The following is an 18,298-nucleotide window of genomic DNA, read 5'->3' on the forward strand; positions in this document are numbered from 1 at the left end:
GCCATCCCTCATTTCCCTACAGAATACCCTTCAAATAATCTTCCGCCATATGGTGCTAACACTTCATCTGTTAGTTCGATGATTCCTTCACGATTGCCAGTCTTATAAAATGAATGAAATGCTTCCACAAATCGATCGGCAAAGTCTTCATCATACTCTTTCAGTGCCCGCACGATCCATTTGGAGGCGCCAATCCACTGCCCGTTCGTCCGGAGTACAAATTCATGAATCGCTTCGGCGAGTGTATTTGCGATGAAAAGTGCATCTGTCTCATTTTGTGTTCCTATTAAATCACCAAGCGCATCTGTCAGCATGTACCGCTTCGTCAACAATGTCTGGTCCGACCAAGGGGCTGGTCCTGCATTTAACAACTCGGCAGCTTCGTTTTTAATCGTTGATAATATACCGGTGTCCCTCAAAACAATTCCCTCCGCTACCATTCGCGGCAAGCTAGGACGCGCTCGTTCCGCATCACTTCGAAAATAGGTTTGATAGGAAGTTAAAGAATGTACGAATACTTCAATTGGCCAGCCATATTCAATAAGTGTTTCACGGTAGGCCACTTCAATTTGGTTGTCAAAAATCACTATATCCAGATCCGATGTAGGAGTTTCTTCTCCCCTGACAACGCTTCCCGCGAGGACTGCAGCCTGGCAACGAGGGAAGTATTCATCGACAAATCGTTTGGCTGCGAATGGTGCTCTCATTCGTTTCATTCGTTTCATTCCTAGTTCCTCCAACTATTTTCAAATTTCCATTCGGTCAACTATTATTTTCACAATCTCTATTGGTCGAACATCCAACGCTATTAGCTCGGCAATCGGTATCCACTTCGGCTCATATAATCCACGGTTACAGCTCTCATCGTACTCTTCGCCTTGTCCTGTCCCAAATTCCCCGCCGACAATCTCTGCTAAGAAATAGTATTGCTTTCCATTGAATTCAACGATTCCCAGATGTTCTTTTATCTCAATATGAACACCTAGCTCCTCAAACGCTTCCCGAATTGTTGCTTGCTCAGGACTTTCGTCAACTTCAATTCCACCGCCCGGAAAGACATAATATTCCTCACCGCCAAGATTCCTCTTAATAACCGCGACCTTATCCTTCTCAATAATAACGGAAGATCCTCGATTTCTTGGCTGCACAACTTCACTTCTTGCCATATTCAATCAGCCAGCAATCCCGGTATTCCCCTTCATGCCATTCATGCTGTGGCAAGAGCTTGACCTTCTTGAATCCGCATTTCTCATAACACCGGATTGCCCGCTCATTCCACGTTTGCGGGTCCATAACGATGCGATCAGCATTCTTATCAATCAATAAATACGCAACTATCATTTCGACAAGTTGCGTCCCGATTCCTTTATCCCAATAGGCTGGTTCACCGATGAACTGGTCCATTCCATAAAGGATTTCTGTCGGATCCGAATAGCCATAAATTCGTCTTTCCTCATCCCCAACCGGATAATACTGTACATACCCAATCGGCTCCTCATCATAGAAAATGAGGCACCTTGTTTCACCGTCTGCATTCCCGAAAAAACCCTCTTCGACTTGCGCCAAATCCAACGGACGATCCCGTCCTTCGTAAAACTGGAGAACCTCCGGATCGGACAACCATTTGGCCAAAAGGAATTTATCTTCTTCTATTAAATCCCGGATGGCTAACCGATTATTTATCAACATCCACTTCCCCCTAATCAATTATGCAGACTTAAATTATTTCAATTAATAGACTTTGTGATTCCTATTTGTTATAATTCCAATAGATAGAGGATATAGTAAAAAGGACCGCAACGATGTTAGAGCATCATTGCGGAACTTCAATAGACATGGTTTCCATATGGGGATCAGCGTCACGTCAGGGAGTAATCCATCCGAGCCGGCTAAAACTCAAGGGTGGATTATTTCTTTTGTGACAATACTAATGCAATCACTGCTACGATTAGCGTAGAAAAACTAATCATGACGATTATTGCTTGGAATGTAGTCACGTTACAGCACCCCCTTCCGTCTAGGATAGACTGGAAAGTTGTTACAACTACGGAATGCTGACCGCCCTTGAAAACTATGCTATTATTCTCACAGTATACCATACACCCGTTCCCACTTACCAGACAATTCGCAACTCGGAGAACATGACAAATTATGTATACAATTTAAAAACAGCACCGAATTCACAGTGCTGCTTTCCCTCTCATTTAATCAACAAACCTTGAATCCATCTGCTAAGCGTTCCTTTATCTACAAATGGTGCTAATTCCGCCACAGTCGCCGGAGCAAACTCGCTCATTTCCATCCGATCCACAATTCTGCTCAGGACCTCCCTGTCAATAAAAGGAGCAAGGGAAACTAAGCGGCTTGAATCCAATTCGCCCTCCTTCACTTGTTCCGCCAATCGATTCAACATTGCCCGACTGCAGAATGGAGCCAATTTGACGACAAACTCCCATTTAAGACCTTCGCTCACTGCCCGACCAATCAATTTATCGACATGTTCTCTTCCGATAAATGGCGCCAGTTTGATAACGGCATGATAATCCACATTTTTCGTAACAGCTTTATCGAGTATATTCCACAATGTTTCTCTGCTAACAAACGGTGCCAGTTTACCGATCTGCTCCAATTCAATGCCATCCTCAATCGCTTGAAGCGAAAGCTTATCCAATGACTCTTGTTCCACAAATGGGGCCAGTCGGACTACAGCGTCAAAATCCACTCCATCTGTAACAGCCTTGTCTAACAATTGGCCCAACGCGTTACTGCTAACAAACGGAGCCAGTTTTTCGATCAATTCCAATTCAACACTGTCCTCCATCGCCTGGAGCACGAGCCCATCCAACAGCTCCGTTTCCACAAATGGCGCGAGTCTTACAATCATATCCTCATTGAACAAGCTTTTATCGACTCTCTCCGTCACGGCAGCCAATTCGCTTGCTCTTAATAAAGGGGCGACTTCAATCAATTCATCCATATCCGCTTCCCCCGCATTTATCATTTCCGCGACCTCTTCCCGACGGTCTTCAGAAATCCCCTTCATGATCCGCCCAAGATTATGGATATATACCGAACCTTCTCGCTCGGCACCTCCATTCATCAACTCATCCACCGACACACCAAAAGCCTGTCCGATGTTCATCAATGTCCCAAGGTCAGGCAACGATTCCCCACGCTCCCACTTAGATACGGCCTGATGACTCACATTCAACCGATCCGCCATTTCCACCTGCGTCCAATCCCGCTCTTTTCGAAGCTTTGAAATATAACTTCCAATCTTCCGTGTATCCAACATCCAAACAACCTCCCCAATATGTTTCAGCGCGCACTGTACATTCAGCGTAGCATATCGCTCTCTGGCCGCCTATCAACTGTTGGTTGAATATGAGATTCTACTCGTGGTGGAATGAAATCAATCGAATACCGTTTTCTTTTTAGGGTCCCTCAAGAATTCAAACATTGTTGTAATTTGAGACTCCGTATTTCGATTCATAGAAAGTGGCGGTAAATTGTTTTTCGTAAAGAACTCAACTTGATTTGTTTCGGGTCCTACAGCAGGTTCTCCTCCGATAATTTCACACATAATAAAAACCTTATAGTAATGATATGGGTCCGGAGGATGTGGATGCTTGTTTTTATCCAGTAATGCAATTAATTTTACCGGAATTACATCAAACCCGGATTCCTCTTTAATCTCCTTCACAACATTTTCTGAAGGAGACAATCCAATATCGCAAAACCCGCCTGGCAATGCCCACTTACCATCGATATTTTCTTTTACCATTAAGATTTGATCATTTTTAAAGACTACACCCCGAACGTCCACTTTCGGTGTTTGATAACCTGTTTCGTTCGTAAACAAGCTTTCAATTCTATGTATCTCAAGATCGGTGTACTCCGACATAATCTCTACACTGATTTTGCGCAACTCCTCATAGCGCTCTATATCATATATATCCCTTGAAAACGCTAGCCCTGACTGCGCCAAAGCCTGAATTTGCTTCGCCCAATCCAACCATTGCGTACTCATCTGACCCCCACCTTAACGTAAATTCTCAACCTTTACATTGCACTGCATCTTACCTGTTTTTTCCCTTCACCTGCTTTAACGTTGCGACGATTAGAAAGCTGACAATCACTAATAATAGCCATGAGCTGACTTTTCCTAGATGAACGAGACTCCATGCGTCGGCTTGGTTTGGATATTGCCATGCACCGAAGAACGTCGCGATATTTTCAGCTACCCATATGAAAAAACCGATGAGGACAAATGAAAGAGCAATGGGCATCCGGTACTGAGATCCATTCACATGATAACTAACCCAAGATTTCCAAAAGACGATGATGACAAGTGCAGATAACCACCAACGAATGTCGATCCAATAATGGTGGGTGAAAAAGTTCAAATAGATTGCCGAAGCAAGGGGGACAACTATCCAAAAAGGCGGCCATTTAATGAGGTCGACATCCAGCCTTCTCCACGCTTGGCATAGATAACTTGCTACGCTTGCGTACATGAATCCGCTATACAAAGGAACTCCCAAAATTTTGAAATACCCTTCCTCTGGATAAGACCACGAACCCATATTCACCTTGAAGATTTCAAGAGTAAGTCCAATCAAGTGGAACAGGGTAATTACTTTTAGTTCATCTTTCGTTTCCAGTCCCGAACGTAGCATCCACCACTGCATGAGAACGCAAATGACCAGAAGCCAGTCATACCGTGACAGTAAGGGAAGAGGTATAATTTTTGTAAGTGCCAAGGAAGCAAAAATAACAACCGGGAACAAACAGGAGAGAGCCTGCTGCCACCCGAAATGGACAAGTTGTTTAAATGCTCTTATGATGTTCAGCTCCGGCTGTTTTTCCGGAAGCGTATCCTGGTGTCTCATAGTAGTTTCCTCCCGCCCGTATTCACAATCCTGCTAACCTCAACACCTCATCAACACACGCCTTCTTTGCGTCTGTATATTTCCGTTCGTTATCCGGATATATCAACGCTAGTTCCTTCTTCAACGCTTCATATTTTTGCGCTACATCGGGATGTTCATTCAAATAGTCCCTGAAAAACGTATGTTGCTTCCACCAGTTGCCGCCATATTCTACGACATGATAGACATGCGTCTTCGTCAATTCCTCCAAATTTGAGAACTTGGCAAACACTGCTTTACCTTCAATTTCCACACGCCCCAAATGATAAATATCTGCATCCTTCAGTCGGTATTTATCGAATTTCTTCACGTCATCCACCGATCGGACACCAATGAGAATGTCAATCATAGGCTTTGCAGCAATCCCTTCAATCGCGGTGCTCCCGATATGCTGAATATCAACTACATACTCCCCGATTAACGATTCTACTAACGTCTTCTCCTGTTCGAAAAGCGCTTTCCATTCTCGGCAGTACGGTGTTAATGCGACTACGTCTTTATTCAGACCTAACATGTTGTCTTTGCTCCTTGTCTAATCTCTTTGCAAATGAAATCCGCAATCTCTTCAATACCAACATCGTCTGTTGGTATGAATTGTTCAAAGCAGGAGTCGGCAAACCCCTCAAGGCATTTATCCGTCTGCTCGAAGCACCAATTGCCTACCTCTTCTCCGCGTTCAATCAGCCGCTTATGAATTGTTTCCTTTTTCGCGGTCAAACAGAAGTGGTAGGTTTCAGGATCGACTTGCAGGAATCAGCTATGAATTGTGTTGAAATAGTCCTCATTGTAAATCGTCATCGGCACGATCAAATCCTTGCCGTATGTCTCGCGTAATTGCCTTGCCATTTCTTCCGTCAATGGTTTCCACATATTCAAGTCTTGAAAATCCCCTGTTTTCTCATTTTGCAATTTCATCTCATCCGGAATGATTTGCTTCAGCATGAATCCGACCTCTTCTGGATCATACAGCATCGCCCCATCCAGCCTGCTTACTAGTTCATTCGCAACAGATGTTTTGCCAACACCGAACGCCCCGTTAATCATGATAATCATTTCCCGTCCCCCTCATATGTCAGAAAAGGCTCATACATTGTTATCGCATGATTCTCTGTGACGAATTCATCGTCGATCTGGTTCCCGTCTGCGTCATATACTTTCCGAAAAATCGAATTATGACGGACGTACCCTCCCCATAATTCCCTCGTGAAATGATGCTCTTTCTCGTAAATCTCATATGTCCGGGTTGCTGGCGCAATTGAACGCCATTCCCCGTTCAGATGTGTATCAGTTAAATAAATCATGAGCTGATATGGCGTTTGGGTTTCGTTCTTTATTTGCAAATCCAAATAATTGTAGGCACAAGTCGCCCCGCTGCCGAACGGCTGACTCCTGTTCGAATCGGGAAAGACATCGTAACTGTGGCGATAGCGCTCTGTCACAGTCAGCGGCGTATGCAATGTGATCCAATAGATGAGGTTTGATAGTTGGCAAAGCCCTCCGCCTGTCCCGACAGTCACTTTTCCATAATGGAGGATCATGCCGTCGACATACCCTTTCCGCTTCGTCGTATTGCCGATCAGGCGCCAGTATGAAAAGGTTTCTCCTGGTTCAATGACGACTTTATGCAATCGTTTTGCGGCAATCTCAAGATTTATTATTTTATTCCTTTGCAACTGCATATCGACGTCCTTCAATTGCCTCAGCAAAGGAGTCCGATGCTTTTTGATACTATATGGTAGTTTTTCACCGAGTCTTTTGCGCGCATACTTTTTCCCGTCTAACAGCCATTCACTATAGCGTTTCAGTCTATATACTTTCTTTCCTGCAAAGATTCTCAGTTTGCTTCGTTTGATCGGTTTTAATGAAACCATGGTGACACCTCCACCTAAACTTCATTCAACAAAGATTCTCTATTCTCCTTCATTATTGGGCGCTTACACGAAAGAATGGACCTTGAACTGTAAAGACGACTTAACTAAAATGATCCAAAGCTCCCAAAATAAGCATAAGTCTACTAAAGTCGCGCATAACTCCAAGGAAGTGTACGCTCGATGCAACTCACATGTACTTTTTTGCAACTGACCGTGGAAAAACGACCGGTTATCGAAAACCGGCAGACTGACTCGTATCGGCAGGATATAGTTAGTGTACAAAGAACAATGACGGAGGTATTGCAAATGGAAATTGTGAGAGTCAGCAATTTACAAAAGGCATATGGGGGGAACAACGTATTAAGGGGAATTGATTTCACAGCGAATGCAGGAGAAATCATTGGAGTCATCGGCAAAAATGGTGCAGGGAAATCTACATTTCTAGAGATATTGATGACGCTGAAACCGTATGACAATGGAAATGTAGCCGTGTTGGGTAATGAATTGAACACGTTAACGTCCAACCAAATTGAAGAGATACGAAGGGACATATCAGTAGTTCTGCAGCCGACGCAGTTTTACAAAACGCTGAAGGTGGTCGAGTTGCTGAAGCTGTTCAAAGCATATTACAACTCACCGGTCGATATCGAACAGATCATTGCCGACTTCAAACTGCAGCCGCACCGGAAGAAATACTTCGATAAATTATCAGGAGGCTGGAAGCAAATCGTCAGTTTGGCAATTGCCTTTTTATCCGAGCCGAAACTCCTTATTTTGGATGAACCGACGACTGGCCTCGATCCACATATGCGCAATATGCTTTGGACGTATATTAGCGAGTACAACAAACGCACAGACGGGACGGTCATTTTGACGACACATAATATGGACGAAGTCGAAATGTACTGCGACAAAGTGATGCTCTTGAACGACGGCGTTAATGAAGTGTTTGATTCGACGGAAGGGATCCTTTCCAGCGGCTACAAATCAATCAACGAGTTTTACTTATCAAAAGTATCTATATAGGGAGGAATTTGCATGTTACTTACTCAACTGAAGTACGACTTGCTAATGTTTACACGGGAGATATTTTATTTGGTGTTCACGATCATCGTTCCGCCGGTCACATATTTATTCATGGGGCAGCTCTTCGGGAACGCCACGTATGCCGGGAATCTTAGTTATGCAGAAACGTACACCCCTTCCTTCATTTTACTGATCACGTTCGGCGTCGTCTTTTTCGCATTCGGGTTCGATCAAGTAATGAACCGGACGACAGGCGTGGAAAAGCGGATTATTTTATCACCGGTACCGAAGAGGACATTGCTGCTATCGAATATCTTAAGGTCCATCATTATTACGAGCCTTGGCTATTTCCTAGTGTTCTTCATTGGCATGATCGCTTATGATCTATCATTCCATTCACTGAATTTCATTTTGGCATTCGGGACGTTCATCTTATTGAATGCAGCCTTGCTCATCATCTCTTCAGCGATCTACTCATTATTCACAAGCATGAACGGCGCGCTAGTTTTCTCCATTGTCATCTTTCAAGTAGTGATGTTCACTGGCGGGTTCACAATGCCGATTGCCATGATGCCAAAGTTCGTGCAAGTCATCGCTGATTTCAATCCGGTCTATCATATGAATCAACTCTTCATCGCCGTTTGGAATGGCCAGTTGGAATGGAACGCAGCGACACTCAAGTCTATTGGATTTATCGTCCTCGTCACTGCGATCTCTCTATTGGTCATACGTTTTGGAAATAGTCTGCGAAAATCTTCCTTCAAATGGTATCCTACTAATAGGGAACGAGGAGGAGATATGGGGAATGAAAGTTACACTGGACATTGATGAAATTTATCAGGAGACGAAAGTGACAATCCATTGCAATGAAGTGGATGATTCGATAAAGGAAATCCTTGATTTTTTGAAGGGGAAGAAATCGGAGTTTCTCGTCGGAAGAGATGGCGAGATGCAGCATATTTTGAAACCGGACGACATTCATTACTTCCATACCGAAAAGGAAGGTGTCATGGCAGTCACTGCGGCAGGCTCCTTTTCATTGAAAGAGAAGCTTTATGAGCTTGAGGAGATGCTGTCTTCCGCGAAATTCATCAGGCTATCGAAATCGGTCATTGCCAACTTGCATGAGCTAAGCCGTTTTGAAGCTTCATTCAACGGTACGTTAGTCGTCCATTTTAAATCCGGAGCGAAAGAGTATGTTTCGAGGACGTATGTGAGCGGCATCAAGGAAGCGCTGAAAATGAACAGGAGGAAAAACGGATGAAAACGTTTTTGACAAGAAGTGTATTGGGCATTTTCTTTGGCTCATTCCTGGCAGTCGTTACGATCTTAGCGGTTATTTATATCAACAATATAGAAATGCTTGACGCAGCAATCCTCGGGAAAAACTTGCTCGGCACAGTATTTTGCGGTTGGTTCTTCACGGTGACTCCTTTGCTGTTTGAAAATGAAAAACTGACATTGCCGGTCCAGACGACACTGCATTTCTTATGTGTGACTGTGTTGTATTTCATCGTCGCCTTCATCATTGGATGGATTCCATTCACAGTGAAAGGATTTATCGGTATGCTCGGCATTTTCATCGTGTTCTATTCGATCATTTGGATTTCCTTCTACATGTACTTCAGGAAGCAAGCAGCGAAATTGAATGAGGAGCTGAGGGAGTTGTAAGCCCTCGCTCCTCTATTGTTAGGTTAATAGTCCCGATTTGGTGATAAGTTTTGTTATTCGATAGATAACTGGTTAAATTCGATAGATAACTCTCTTTATCCAATAGATAACTATCCGGATTCAATAGATAACTCTCTTTATTCAATAGATATTGGTACCTCTCAAATAAGCTTGCTCAGTAACCGGAACGCCATATACACCGCGACCGTCCAGACGACGACAGCGGAGACTTTATTCAACATGCCAATGAATTTCCCGCTCGTATCCATCTTGCCGAGTACTCTTCCAGCAACAGCGAGTCCGAAAAACCAACACCATGAAATGATGATTGTCGTCAACGTGAACGCAAAACGTGCCTCCCCTGAATAACTTAAGGCATTCGAACCGATCACGCCGATCGTATCGATGATGGCATGTGGATTCAATAAAGAGACGGATGCTGCAAACAAAATCTGCTTCTTGGGAGAAAACCGTTCCGCTTCCGCCTCCATTGACGCAGGTGCGCTCCGCCAAAGAGAAATTCCGATGTACAGTAAAAACAGGATACCGACAGCAAACATGATTGTTTCCAACCAGTGGAATGTCAAGATGAGCAGAGATACTCCTGATACTGCAGCCACGATCAAAATCGTGTCACAAATCCCCGCGGTGATAACGACGGGAAGTGCCCTGGCTAGCCTTGGCTGCAAAGCCCCCTGATTGAATACAAAAACATTTTGAGCGCCTAGTGGTAATATAAGCCCGATCGCTAGGATTATCCCATGAAGAATAGCCTCAACCATCCGCTCTCCCCCTTTTCTATCTTTCTCTCTATTGAAAGGCTTTCTCTCAAATATTGCAATGACTCAACCAAAAAACCATCCCCGAACGGAGATGGCTTTGCACTTCTTATTTCAACTTCTGCAAAATGACGACTTTCAAGTAATTGAATTCCGGGAAGTCACGGCTTGTGCGGAAATCCTTTGGCAATGAAGATTCCTCGAGGATCTTAAAGCGTGAGCCAGCATCCGCGAAACCTTTTTCTATGAATGTCTTGAATTTCTTCATGCTGAAGCTTGCGTTATTTGTCGATGCAATAATAATGCCGTTTTTCTCTGTGATTTCAATTGCATCCTTCAGCAAGGCCGGGTAATCCTTCGCCGTGCTAAATGTGTATTTCTTGGAGCGTGCAAAACTCGGTGGATCTAAAACAACAACGTCGAATTTCAGCTCATGACGTTTCGCATAACGGAAGTAATCGAACACGTCCATCACTTGAATGTTTTGTGCTTCATAGTCAATCCCGTTCACACTGAACTGCTCGATCGTCTTCGGCAAACTGCGCTTCGCCAAATCAACGCTCGTCGTCTCCCGCGCCCCGCCAAGTACCGCGGCAACGGAAAACGCACCTGTGTATGAGAATGTATTCAATACATGCTTGCCTTCCGAATACTTGTCGCGCAGCGCTTTACGCACATCGCGCTGATCAAGGAAAATTCCCGTCATTGCGCCATCATTCAGATCGACGGCAAAGTTCATGCCATTTTCTTTCACGATGATCGGGAAATCCCCAGGGATCCCTCTTACAAAATCATCCTGCTCGATGTACTGGCCTTGCGTATCGAAGCGTTTCTTTTCGTATACTGCCTTATACTCCACGAGCTTGTCCAACACACCATACACATGATGCTTCATGGAATAGATTCCTTCACTATACCAGCTCACCATGTAATAGCCTTCAAAATAATCAATCGTCAATCCACCGATGCCATCGCCTTCTCCGTTGAAGATACGGAATGCGGTCGTCTCGCTATCTTCAAAAAAAGATTCCCGTCTCGAAAGAGCTGCTGCTATCTTGGATTCGAAAAAGGCGAAGTCGATTTCCTCGTTTTCATCCCTTGTCAATACCCAGCCGATTCCTTTGTTTTGATTGCCATAATAGCCTTTTGCGATGAATTTACGGTATTTATCGACCAAGCGGATAAGTGAGCCTTCCTCCTGCAACACTTCCGGATTAATCACCGCGTCTTTCAAAATCAATGGGTAGCCCTTCTTAAAGGCCGCTATACTTTGTGCGTTTACTTGTACATCAATCGTTTTTGTCATCGTGTCATCCTTTTTCCATCATTTTTTTAATTATCGCATGAAGACGCGAAAAAAGCTTCTCGTAACAGAGAAGCTTCAACATCAGGCAAGTAAGCGGAACGCCAGACTCTTCCAAAGTCCCATTCGAATCGGACGATCCATTTGCGGTCCTCTTGCGGTGTGTAAATATGTTTTTAAGTCACCTTCATACACTAGTTCCATATGTGGCATATACGCCAGATGATGCGGCATTGTCAGGCTAGGCCTCGTCAGCAGTCGGTGCATCTCGCTCTCCTGCATGACGGTTGCGACGAATTGCGAACAGAAAAACGCCCTCTTCCGTCGAATCTCTTTATTCAGCGCCACGCCGAACAAACCGATAAAGTTGTATTTATAAGCTTTTTGATTCAACTCAAATTGAACGATTTTCTGACGGATCCGTATATACGCTTCCGTAGAAACTTCGCAACGGTACACAGCGCAATCAGCCTCCTGAAAAATGCCTTCCGCAACATTTTCACGTACAAACCCACCGAAGAATGGATTGTATTGCTGCTTCCGCCCGAAACTATAGATTTCGGTCAATTGCTCGTCGAATGCTATGGATGCATGATTCAAATCTTTGCGTGTATACATGCCAATCGCCTTAGACAGTAATGTTCCCGTGTCTGTAAGTACGATGTAAATTGTTTTTCCCATTATCCCAACCCCTAACTCATCTCTCTACAAGTATGTACATTTTTTGGGGGAACCTAAACCGTCTGCAGGTGTAAACCTTCTAAGCCCTAAGTTGTAGACATGAGTAGGGATTCGGACAGTTCAAGCGTTTATCTATATATGTATTATACGTTTTACCTATACGTAGAGTTTCACTTTCCCAAGATTTTTCAATCCCGCAGGAAAGCAATTGATGGCATGGTTGTCATGGAAGTAACAATTGCTCATCTATCGATGGTTGTCCTATTATACTATGAATCGCTTCGACTTTCTTGCTTTTCTTAAAAATAAAATTGAAAACACCTTTCACCTTCCAAGGTTCGACAAGATATTTTCAACGGCAAGCTCGACAAATCTTGGCTCAGTCGCCATATTCAATCGAATAAACCCTTTTCCTTCTGGGCCAAACCATTCCCCGAAATCAACAGCAATTCGACATCGATCTTGGATAAACTCCTTTGTTTTCTCTGGATCAATCACATTTCTTAAATCAAGCCAGATCAAGTAAGTGCCTTCTAATGGAGAGATGATAATTCCGGGTGCCACTTCATGCAGATGTCGTTTCACATGTTCGTAATTATGCCTGATGACTGCCAATAGTCCATCCAGCCACTCTTGTCCATGCCGATAAGCAGCTTCCGCGGCGGTCAATCCAAGGATATTCACTTCAGTTTGATTCACCGTTTTCACGTAGTCATCGAATTGGGTACGCAGCTGTTCATCCTCAATTATGATTTGTGAAAATAAGAGTCCAGCCAAATTAAATGTTTTAGACGGCGCTGTTACGGTGATGAGCCGATCTGCGAATTCACCATCGCATACAATTGCAGAAGGGATATGCTTATGCCCTTCCATAGTAAGGTCTTGGTGAATTTCGTCCGAAACGACTAGAACGCCGTGCTTCTTGCAAATTGACAGGACCTTCACCAATTCCTCTTCTGTCCATACGCGGCCGACAGGATTATGCGGAGAGCATTGGATGAACAGTTTTACATCATTGTCGATGATGCTTTTCTCGAACGCATCAAAGTCGATATGATAAAATCCATTATCGTTCACAAGCTCACAAGTCACCAATTTACGGTCGGTGTCCTTCACGGCGTTATGGAATGGATAGTAGACAGGCGTTACAATCATGACAGCTTCACGAGGTTTGGTGTATGCATTTATAAACCAATATAGTACTGTGACGACTCCGGTTGAAAAGCGCATCCATTCTTTTTTCACTTCGTAGCCATGATGCTGTTTCTCCCACTTGATAAATGCTTCATAGAAAGAATTGGGTACGAATGAATAACCGAACACGCCATGGGCAATCCGTTTTTGCAATGCATCCAATACTGCTTCGGGGGCCTTGAACTCCATATCTGCAACCCATGCTGCGATCAGATCAGGGTCCCCGAAACGCTCATCCAATGCATCCCATTTCAATGAATTCGTTCCTTTTCGCTCGACAGCATACCGCTCGCAAAATTCGGCAACGTTCATTTGCAATCACTCCCATTTTCTTATTTATTCAACAATACGCCAACTTGCTAAAGTCGTCTATATGGATTTTTATTTTAGTGAAAAATACAATCAGGATATTCTAACGAGATGATTCGTACTTGTAGGATAAGAAAAAGCCATTCCCTCCACATGCGGAGAGAATGACTTTCCTTCTAAATCGCCAAACTACTGATTACAGTTTTGCCCAACGTTCCTCTAACCAGTTCATAAATTGTGGACCTTTATCGCCTTCATACGCATCATAGACATCTAAACGCATACGTTTTAGCTTATCCGCAAATTCTGCTACTGAATGGTCCTTCGACAAGCTCTTTTTTACCCGTAAGAATATTTTGTCTGTGTCTTTGATAATATCAAAACGTGCCGGTAGTGGTTTCTCTACGTCCTCACCAAACGCCACTAGTGCTTCATAGGCTGCTACTTGCACCTTGTAGACAGTATCATGCTGCATACGATTTTTTAATAAATCAATGATTTTGTCATGTTGATAAGCCGATAACAATTCGACTGCGTCTAAACGCTCTCGCCAGCTAGACGTATAATTAGCCTGTTTTTTTAACGTTTCATATTGCTCAGGTAATGCTGTTTCAAATTGGCTCAAGTTATTGCACCTCTTTTTTAAACTAGAGGAAAAATGAATTCTTCTTCTGCTTCCTCATTATACGATGTCTGGGTGAAAATAGCGATGAATCGCTCGTCAGGATCTATATGGTCACTTCATGTTGTTATCATCAGTTTCTTTCGGCAAAAACCTTCATCGCATCCCGCATAAAAACAGCCAAACCGTCCCCGAATTTGTCAATATTCTTCGTAAATCGTTCATCCGCGACATACATTTCACCAAGTCCGGCGAATGCTTCAAATGAGTAGTCGCCGATTTTATTCAAGAACGTGTACCACTCACCAATAGCTGCTTGAGCTTCCGCTGAAGCCGGATCCGTATGGCGAAGTTCTGCGAGGTTGTAATAAATGCGGTTCATGTCCTCCTGAGTTTCCTTGCCGAATTTGGCGACATTCTTGTTCGCTTTATCGACCGCCTCATCCCCCCACCGATCTCTTGCTTCCTGCTCATACGGATTCGAACTGAAGTCGAACCCTTTAAACTTCTCTTCGTTCGTCATTGTCATTTCTCCTCTCTCAAATTGGAGCGTCTTGTCAATCGTCTCAATCATTGTCCCGAGTTGCTTTCGCTTCGCCTCTAACATGTCGCGCTGCAGCTCGAACGCTTCCAACCGGTTGAACGACGGACTATCCAATAGCTCCTTGATTTTCTTCAAAGGGAAGCCGACTTCACGAAAGAACAAGATTTGCTGGAGGGTCGTCAGATTTTCATCAGAATAAACCCGATAGCCTGCCTCTGTCACATTGTCCGGAACAAGTAAACCGATTTCATCATAATGATGGAGCGTGCGCACACTCACACCGGTCAAATCCGCCACTTCTTTCACTTTCATACACTCCGCCTCCCTTCACTATTGACTATAGAGTATGACGTAACGTTAGAGTCAATACAATTAATGAAAGAATTTTTAACTTATAATCCGGTATTCAAGTATACTTGAATAAATGACTTACGCAGGAGGTTATAGCCATGGTTATTAACACAAAGAGACTCAAACTGGTTGCTTGCACACCAGAATTTTTATCGACAATATCGCCTGAGGAGTATGAAATAGGGGCTCATGTGAAGGGACATCTATCTGAACTTCAAAACGATGCTTTCCAATTAGGGTGGGGTGTTTGGTTTGTTGTGGATAAAACAACGGATGCCATTGTTGGCGATATCGGTTTTAAAGGGAAGCCTTCGCGAAATCAAACTGTGGAAATCGGTTACGGCATTATTCCATCTGTTCAAAACAAAGGATATGCTACTGAAGCAGTCGGAGCGCTTATTGAATGGGCATTTGCATCGGGGCAAGTTAAGAGAGTCATTGCAGAATGTTTGCAAGATAATTTCGCTTCAACTAAGGTGCTAGGAAAGTTGGGCTTACGGCAAATTGGAAGAGAAGACAATATGCTTAAGTGGGAAATGAAAAGAAGTAAACTTTAACTCGTTCATGCTCTATGTCTATCTTCTTCAATCATTTCGTTGCTTACATTTAATAGGCAAGCGGTTAATAATTTAATTGATTACTTTCTACCGTTACCAGGTGGTTTTTTATTTCCCCTCACGTTTATCTTCAACCCTCCCCATCCAACCAAAAGAAAAAAATCATGACGTAAGCAAGCTTTTCTTCGGATGAAATCTGTGCCCCAAAACGGACATGCTCATGATGGGATGTGCTTTGGAATGCTGGGAGCGTTGCGTAAGGAAACAGGCCGTAGCGATAGGAAGCTGTCCAATTTCCCTCCTCGTCTGTTACGTCGATGTCGCCCGCCATATTCTTCGCTTCAATTTTTCTCCAAACCGTTCCATCCACATGGTAGAGGGTTCCCCGGTTTTTCATTGTCGATTTTGATAATTGCTGTATGTACCTTCCTATGTCCGTTCCATCGGGTTTCTTCAACGTTAATGTAAATTGTTTTACATTGTTTTTAATGTGGATTGTCGCCATCGGACGTCCATCCATTGATGAAATATCATATTCAACAGGAAAAAGAATTCCTTTTTCAAACGGACGAAAACATAGAAGCCACCTGCTAATCCGGCCTGTTGTAGGATGAATTTGAAACAACGGTTGTCCATTTCGATCTACGTGATATAATTTCGGCAACAACGACGGCACTCGTTTCAATATTAATTCTCCAATTGTCTCCATGTCCCTTACATTTTCGACGACTTCGAGGTCAACCATCTTTTCATATGCATATTTGAAATACACTCCTGCACCTATCGCAGCTAACCCGCTGATCCCTATTTCAAACAAAATATTGCCGTTTACAGAAAACCCCTCATACCAGATAAAATAATAGAGGATACAAAATAAACTCATTCCTGTTCCTCCAATAAAAGCGAAAATCGACGACTTCCTATATATTTCTTTCATGCCGTAACCCCCTTGCCCTTATCGTAACAGTTCCTTTACTTCTATCTACGTTTAACAAAACATTTAGACTCACTTTTGAAGTAAGAATTAAATCTGAAAGTGAGGATTCCGTATGTAAATAGAAAAAGACCCAGTACCTTCTGGATCTCTTCCAAAGTTGGAGTCTATGAGATTTTGTTATCAATGAAGCCTTAGAATCCGCCAATTGAGGGATGCATGTAAATGTTACTTCTTACAAGAGAAAACCAACTTAGGTGGTATTCTTTGTCTACGCTTAAACTTTAAAAGTAGAAATCCCTACTCAATCGCAACCCATACTTCTGTCTCGTAGCCACTTGAACATGCCGGGTGGATATATCGCTCAAATCCATAGCTATGTCTAAGTGTCACATCCGGATTGCGCAACAGCGCATCAAAAGCAGCTGGAATTGCTTCCACTCCCCCTTCGACCTTCGATACAATAAATTTACCGCTTGGTATTATAAATTCCTTCGTACCGGAAAACCCTTCTGCCAAATCCGAATTAATTCCCGCTAAGTAATGGAAGTTGCCATTCTCCATTCCTAACGTAATCCCAAAAGACTCTTCAGGCGCAACTCCCTTTTCATGGATGATCCCGTTCAATTCATCCCACAACTTCGGAATCTGAGTAACGGGTCCATTCATTTCATAGCCTTTAACCGTGAATTGTTCTACATGTTCAATGCGTGTCTCCATTACTAACATCCCCTTTTGAATCTACTTATTCGATCGGCATCCAAATCTCGATAACATCTTCCGTTGCGACAGCAGGATGGACGTATCGCTCGAAGTCATAGCAATCCCTCAGTTTAATGTCATCCATTTGAATGATGTAGTCATACGTAGCCGGAATGCCCGGAATCCCGCCTTCCACTTTTGCAACAATAAACTTGCCAGCGGGAATAACGACCTCTTTCGTGTCCGGGAACCCTTCCGTCAACTCAGATTTCAGTCCCGCAATATAATGGATTATTTCGTTCTCCATCTTCAGGCAGACGCCAAATGATTCTTCTACGACGACATCTTTCTCATTAATTTCCTTGATTAGCCGATCCCATTCTGCTGGAATTTCTGATACCGGCCCTTGTACCTCATACCCTCTTACTGTAAACCCTTCACTTTCAACAATACGTGTCTCCATTTCCTTCTCCCCTTTGCTTAGTAATTGATCGATTCCTTCCATCTTTCCTTGCAGTTCGTTGATTTCATCCTCTATTTCCTTTTTCCGATTCATCAACAAAGACTCCATCTGTTCATCTCCTTCCCGCAAAATGTCGGAAAGGGACACGCCGAAATTCCTTAATGTTTTGATTCGCACAAGCTGTTGCTGTTCTTTTTGGGAATAAAACCGGTATCCCGACTCCGGACTCACATAAGCAGGCTGGACAAGTCCGATTTCCTCATAATGTTTGATAGCCTTCGTCGTCAGTCCGACAAGATGGGCCGTCTTCCCGATTGATAACATAGCTTCCCTCCCTTTTATCTCATCCAGCTACGGACG

24 protein-coding genes are annotated in these 18,298 nt (G+C 43.5%); 5 read left to right on the forward strand and 19 right to left on the reverse strand.

Translation table 11 applies throughout. The annotated features are described in order from the left end of the window. Positions 1–8 precede the first annotated feature (8 nt). From M3152_RS12020 to M3152_RS12060, 10 genes are all read right to left on the reverse strand, one after another. The gene (locus M3152_RS12020) at positions 9–725 is read right to left on the reverse strand and encodes a nucleotidyltransferase domain-containing protein (protein WP_251695443.1); all 717 of its coding nucleotides are present in this window, start codon (positions 723–725) and stop codon (positions 9–11) included. Positions 726–746: 21 nt separating this feature from the next. Next, positions 747–1,166, reverse strand: a complete 420-nt coding sequence (locus M3152_RS12025; protein ID WP_251695444.1) for an NUDIX hydrolase — start codon at positions 1,164–1,166, stop codon at positions 747–749. Then, on the reverse strand, positions 1,153–1,689 hold the full coding sequence (locus M3152_RS12030) for a GNAT family N-acetyltransferase (RefSeq protein WP_251695445.1): 537 nt from the start codon (positions 1,687–1,689) through the stop codon (positions 1,153–1,155). Before M3152_RS12030 ends, M3152_RS12025 begins: the two co-directional genes overlap by 14 nt. A gap of 218 nt (positions 1,690–1,907) precedes the next feature. Next, positions 1,908–2,099, reverse strand: coding sequence for a putative holin-like toxin (locus tag M3152_RS18115; RefSeq protein ID WP_353056619.1), 192 nt, complete (start codon positions 2,097–2,099; stop codon positions 1,908–1,910). 101 nt (positions 2,100–2,200) lie between these two features. Then, complete coding sequence (locus M3152_RS12035) at positions 2,201–3,295, reverse strand: helix-turn-helix domain-containing protein (protein ID WP_251695446.1); 1,095 nt, start codon at positions 3,293–3,295, stop codon at positions 2,201–2,203. 117 nt (positions 3,296–3,412) lie between these two features. Then, positions 3,413–4,030, reverse strand: coding sequence for an NUDIX hydrolase (locus M3152_RS12040; protein WP_251695447.1), 618 nt, complete (start codon positions 4,028–4,030; stop codon positions 3,413–3,415). A 49-nt stretch (positions 4,031–4,079) separates the two neighbouring features. After that, positions 4,080–4,844, reverse strand: coding sequence for a DUF817 domain-containing protein (locus M3152_RS12045; RefSeq protein ID WP_251695889.1), 765 nt, complete (start codon positions 4,842–4,844; stop codon positions 4,080–4,082). Between the two features lie 70 nt (positions 4,845–4,914). Then, complete coding sequence (locus M3152_RS12050; protein ID WP_251695448.1) at positions 4,915–5,445, reverse strand: GrpB family protein; 531 nt, start codon at positions 5,443–5,445, stop codon at positions 4,915–4,917. A 239-nt stretch (positions 5,446–5,684) separates the two neighbouring features. After that, positions 5,685–5,984 carry an AAA family ATPase gene (locus tag M3152_RS12055; RefSeq protein ID WP_251695449.1) on the reverse strand — a complete coding sequence of 100 codons (300 nt, stop codon included), beginning with the start codon at positions 5,982–5,984 and terminating at the stop codon, positions 5,685–5,687. Continuing rightward, positions 5,981–6,802, reverse strand: a complete 822-nt coding sequence (locus M3152_RS12060; RefSeq protein ID WP_251695450.1) for a VanW family protein — start codon at positions 6,800–6,802, stop codon at positions 5,981–5,983. The genes M3152_RS12055 and M3152_RS12060 overlap by 4 nt, the downstream gene beginning before the upstream one ends. A 306-nt stretch (positions 6,803–7,108) precedes the next feature. Between M3152_RS12060 and M3152_RS12065 the strand changes: the two genes are divergently transcribed. From M3152_RS12065 to M3152_RS12080, 4 genes are read left to right on the forward strand one after another with little or no spacing between them, the layout of a single operon-like run. Next, positions 7,109–7,828 (forward strand): ABC transporter ATP-binding protein, encoded by a 720-nt coding sequence (locus M3152_RS12065; protein ID WP_251695451.1) that lies wholly within the window; start codon positions 7,109–7,111, stop codon positions 7,826–7,828. Between the two features lie 12 nt (positions 7,829–7,840). Further along, positions 7,841–8,656: an ABC transporter permease gene (locus M3152_RS12070; RefSeq protein ID WP_251695452.1), complete on the forward strand. Its 816-nt coding sequence runs from the start codon at positions 7,841–7,843 to the stop codon at positions 8,654–8,656. Further along, complete coding sequence (locus M3152_RS12075) at positions 8,634–9,092, forward strand: LytTR family DNA-binding domain-containing protein (RefSeq protein ID WP_251695453.1); 459 nt, start codon at positions 8,634–8,636, stop codon at positions 9,090–9,092. Before M3152_RS12070 ends, M3152_RS12075 begins: the two co-directional genes overlap by 23 nt. Continuing rightward, positions 9,089–9,499 (forward strand): DUF3021 domain-containing protein, encoded by a 411-nt coding sequence (locus M3152_RS12080; protein ID WP_251695454.1) that lies wholly within the window; start codon positions 9,089–9,091, stop codon positions 9,497–9,499. The genes M3152_RS12075 and M3152_RS12080 overlap by 4 nt, the downstream gene beginning before the upstream one ends. A gap of 161 nt (positions 9,500–9,660) precedes the next feature. Here M3152_RS12080 and M3152_RS12085 read toward each other — a convergent pair whose 3' ends face one another. The 6 genes from M3152_RS12085 to M3152_RS12110 form a co-directional block, all read right to left on the reverse strand. Then, positions 9,661–10,281, reverse strand: a complete 621-nt coding sequence (locus M3152_RS12085) for a LysE/ArgO family amino acid transporter (RefSeq protein ID WP_251695455.1) — start codon at positions 10,279–10,281, stop codon at positions 9,661–9,663. A gap of 106 nt (positions 10,282–10,387) precedes the next feature. Further along, entirely contained in the window at positions 10,388–11,584 is a 1,197-nt protein-coding gene (locus tag M3152_RS12090) for a class I SAM-dependent rRNA methyltransferase (RefSeq protein ID WP_251695456.1), read from the reverse strand. Positions 11,585–11,665: 81 nt separating this feature from the next. After that, the gene (locus tag M3152_RS12095; RefSeq protein ID WP_251695457.1) at positions 11,666–12,262 is read right to left on the reverse strand and encodes a hypothetical protein; all 597 of its coding nucleotides are present in this window, start codon (positions 12,260–12,262) and stop codon (positions 11,666–11,668) included. A gap of 324 nt (positions 12,263–12,586) precedes the next feature. Next, the gene (locus M3152_RS12100; RefSeq protein ID WP_251695458.1) at positions 12,587–13,768 is read right to left on the reverse strand and encodes a MalY/PatB family protein; all 1,182 of its coding nucleotides are present in this window, start codon (positions 13,766–13,768) and stop codon (positions 12,587–12,589) included. A gap of 193 nt (positions 13,769–13,961) precedes the next feature. Further along, positions 13,962–14,390, reverse strand: a complete 429-nt coding sequence (locus M3152_RS12105) for a HEAT repeat domain-containing protein (protein ID WP_251695459.1) — start codon at positions 14,388–14,390, stop codon at positions 13,962–13,964. Between the two features lie 130 nt (positions 14,391–14,520). Beyond that, positions 14,521–15,243 carry a MerR family transcriptional regulator gene (locus M3152_RS12110; RefSeq protein ID WP_251695460.1) on the reverse strand — a complete coding sequence of 241 codons (723 nt, stop codon included), beginning with the start codon at positions 15,241–15,243 and terminating at the stop codon, positions 14,521–14,523. A 137-nt stretch (positions 15,244–15,380) separates the two neighbouring features. Between M3152_RS12110 and M3152_RS12115 the strand changes: the two genes are divergently transcribed. After that, positions 15,381–15,839 (forward strand): GNAT family N-acetyltransferase, encoded by a 459-nt coding sequence (locus M3152_RS12115; protein WP_251695461.1) that lies wholly within the window; start codon positions 15,381–15,383, stop codon positions 15,837–15,839. 130 nt (positions 15,840–15,969) lie between these two features. On the opposite strand, the gene M3152_RS12120 is transcribed toward M3152_RS12115, so the two are convergent. The 3 genes from M3152_RS12120 to M3152_RS12130 form a co-directional block, all read right to left on the reverse strand. Next, positions 15,970–16,776 (reverse strand): hypothetical protein, encoded by an 807-nt coding sequence (locus M3152_RS12120; RefSeq protein ID WP_251695462.1) that lies wholly within the window; start codon positions 16,774–16,776, stop codon positions 15,970–15,972. 297 nt (positions 16,777–17,073) lie between these two features. Then, entirely contained in the window at positions 17,074–17,493 is a 420-nt protein-coding gene (locus tag M3152_RS12125) for a GyrI-like domain-containing protein (RefSeq protein WP_251695463.1), read from the reverse strand. Positions 17,494–17,518: 25 nt separating this feature from the next. After that, complete coding sequence (locus tag M3152_RS12130; RefSeq protein WP_251695464.1) at positions 17,519–18,262, reverse strand: MerR family transcriptional regulator; 744 nt, start codon at positions 18,260–18,262, stop codon at positions 17,519–17,521. Between the last annotated feature and the right edge of the window lie 36 nt (positions 18,263–18,298).

Origin of the sequence: Sporosarcina luteola (genome assembly GCF_023715245.1) — a bacterium.
GTDB classification, from domain to species: Bacteria; Bacillota; Bacilli; order Bacillales_A; family Planococcaceae; genus Sporosarcina; species Sporosarcina luteola_C.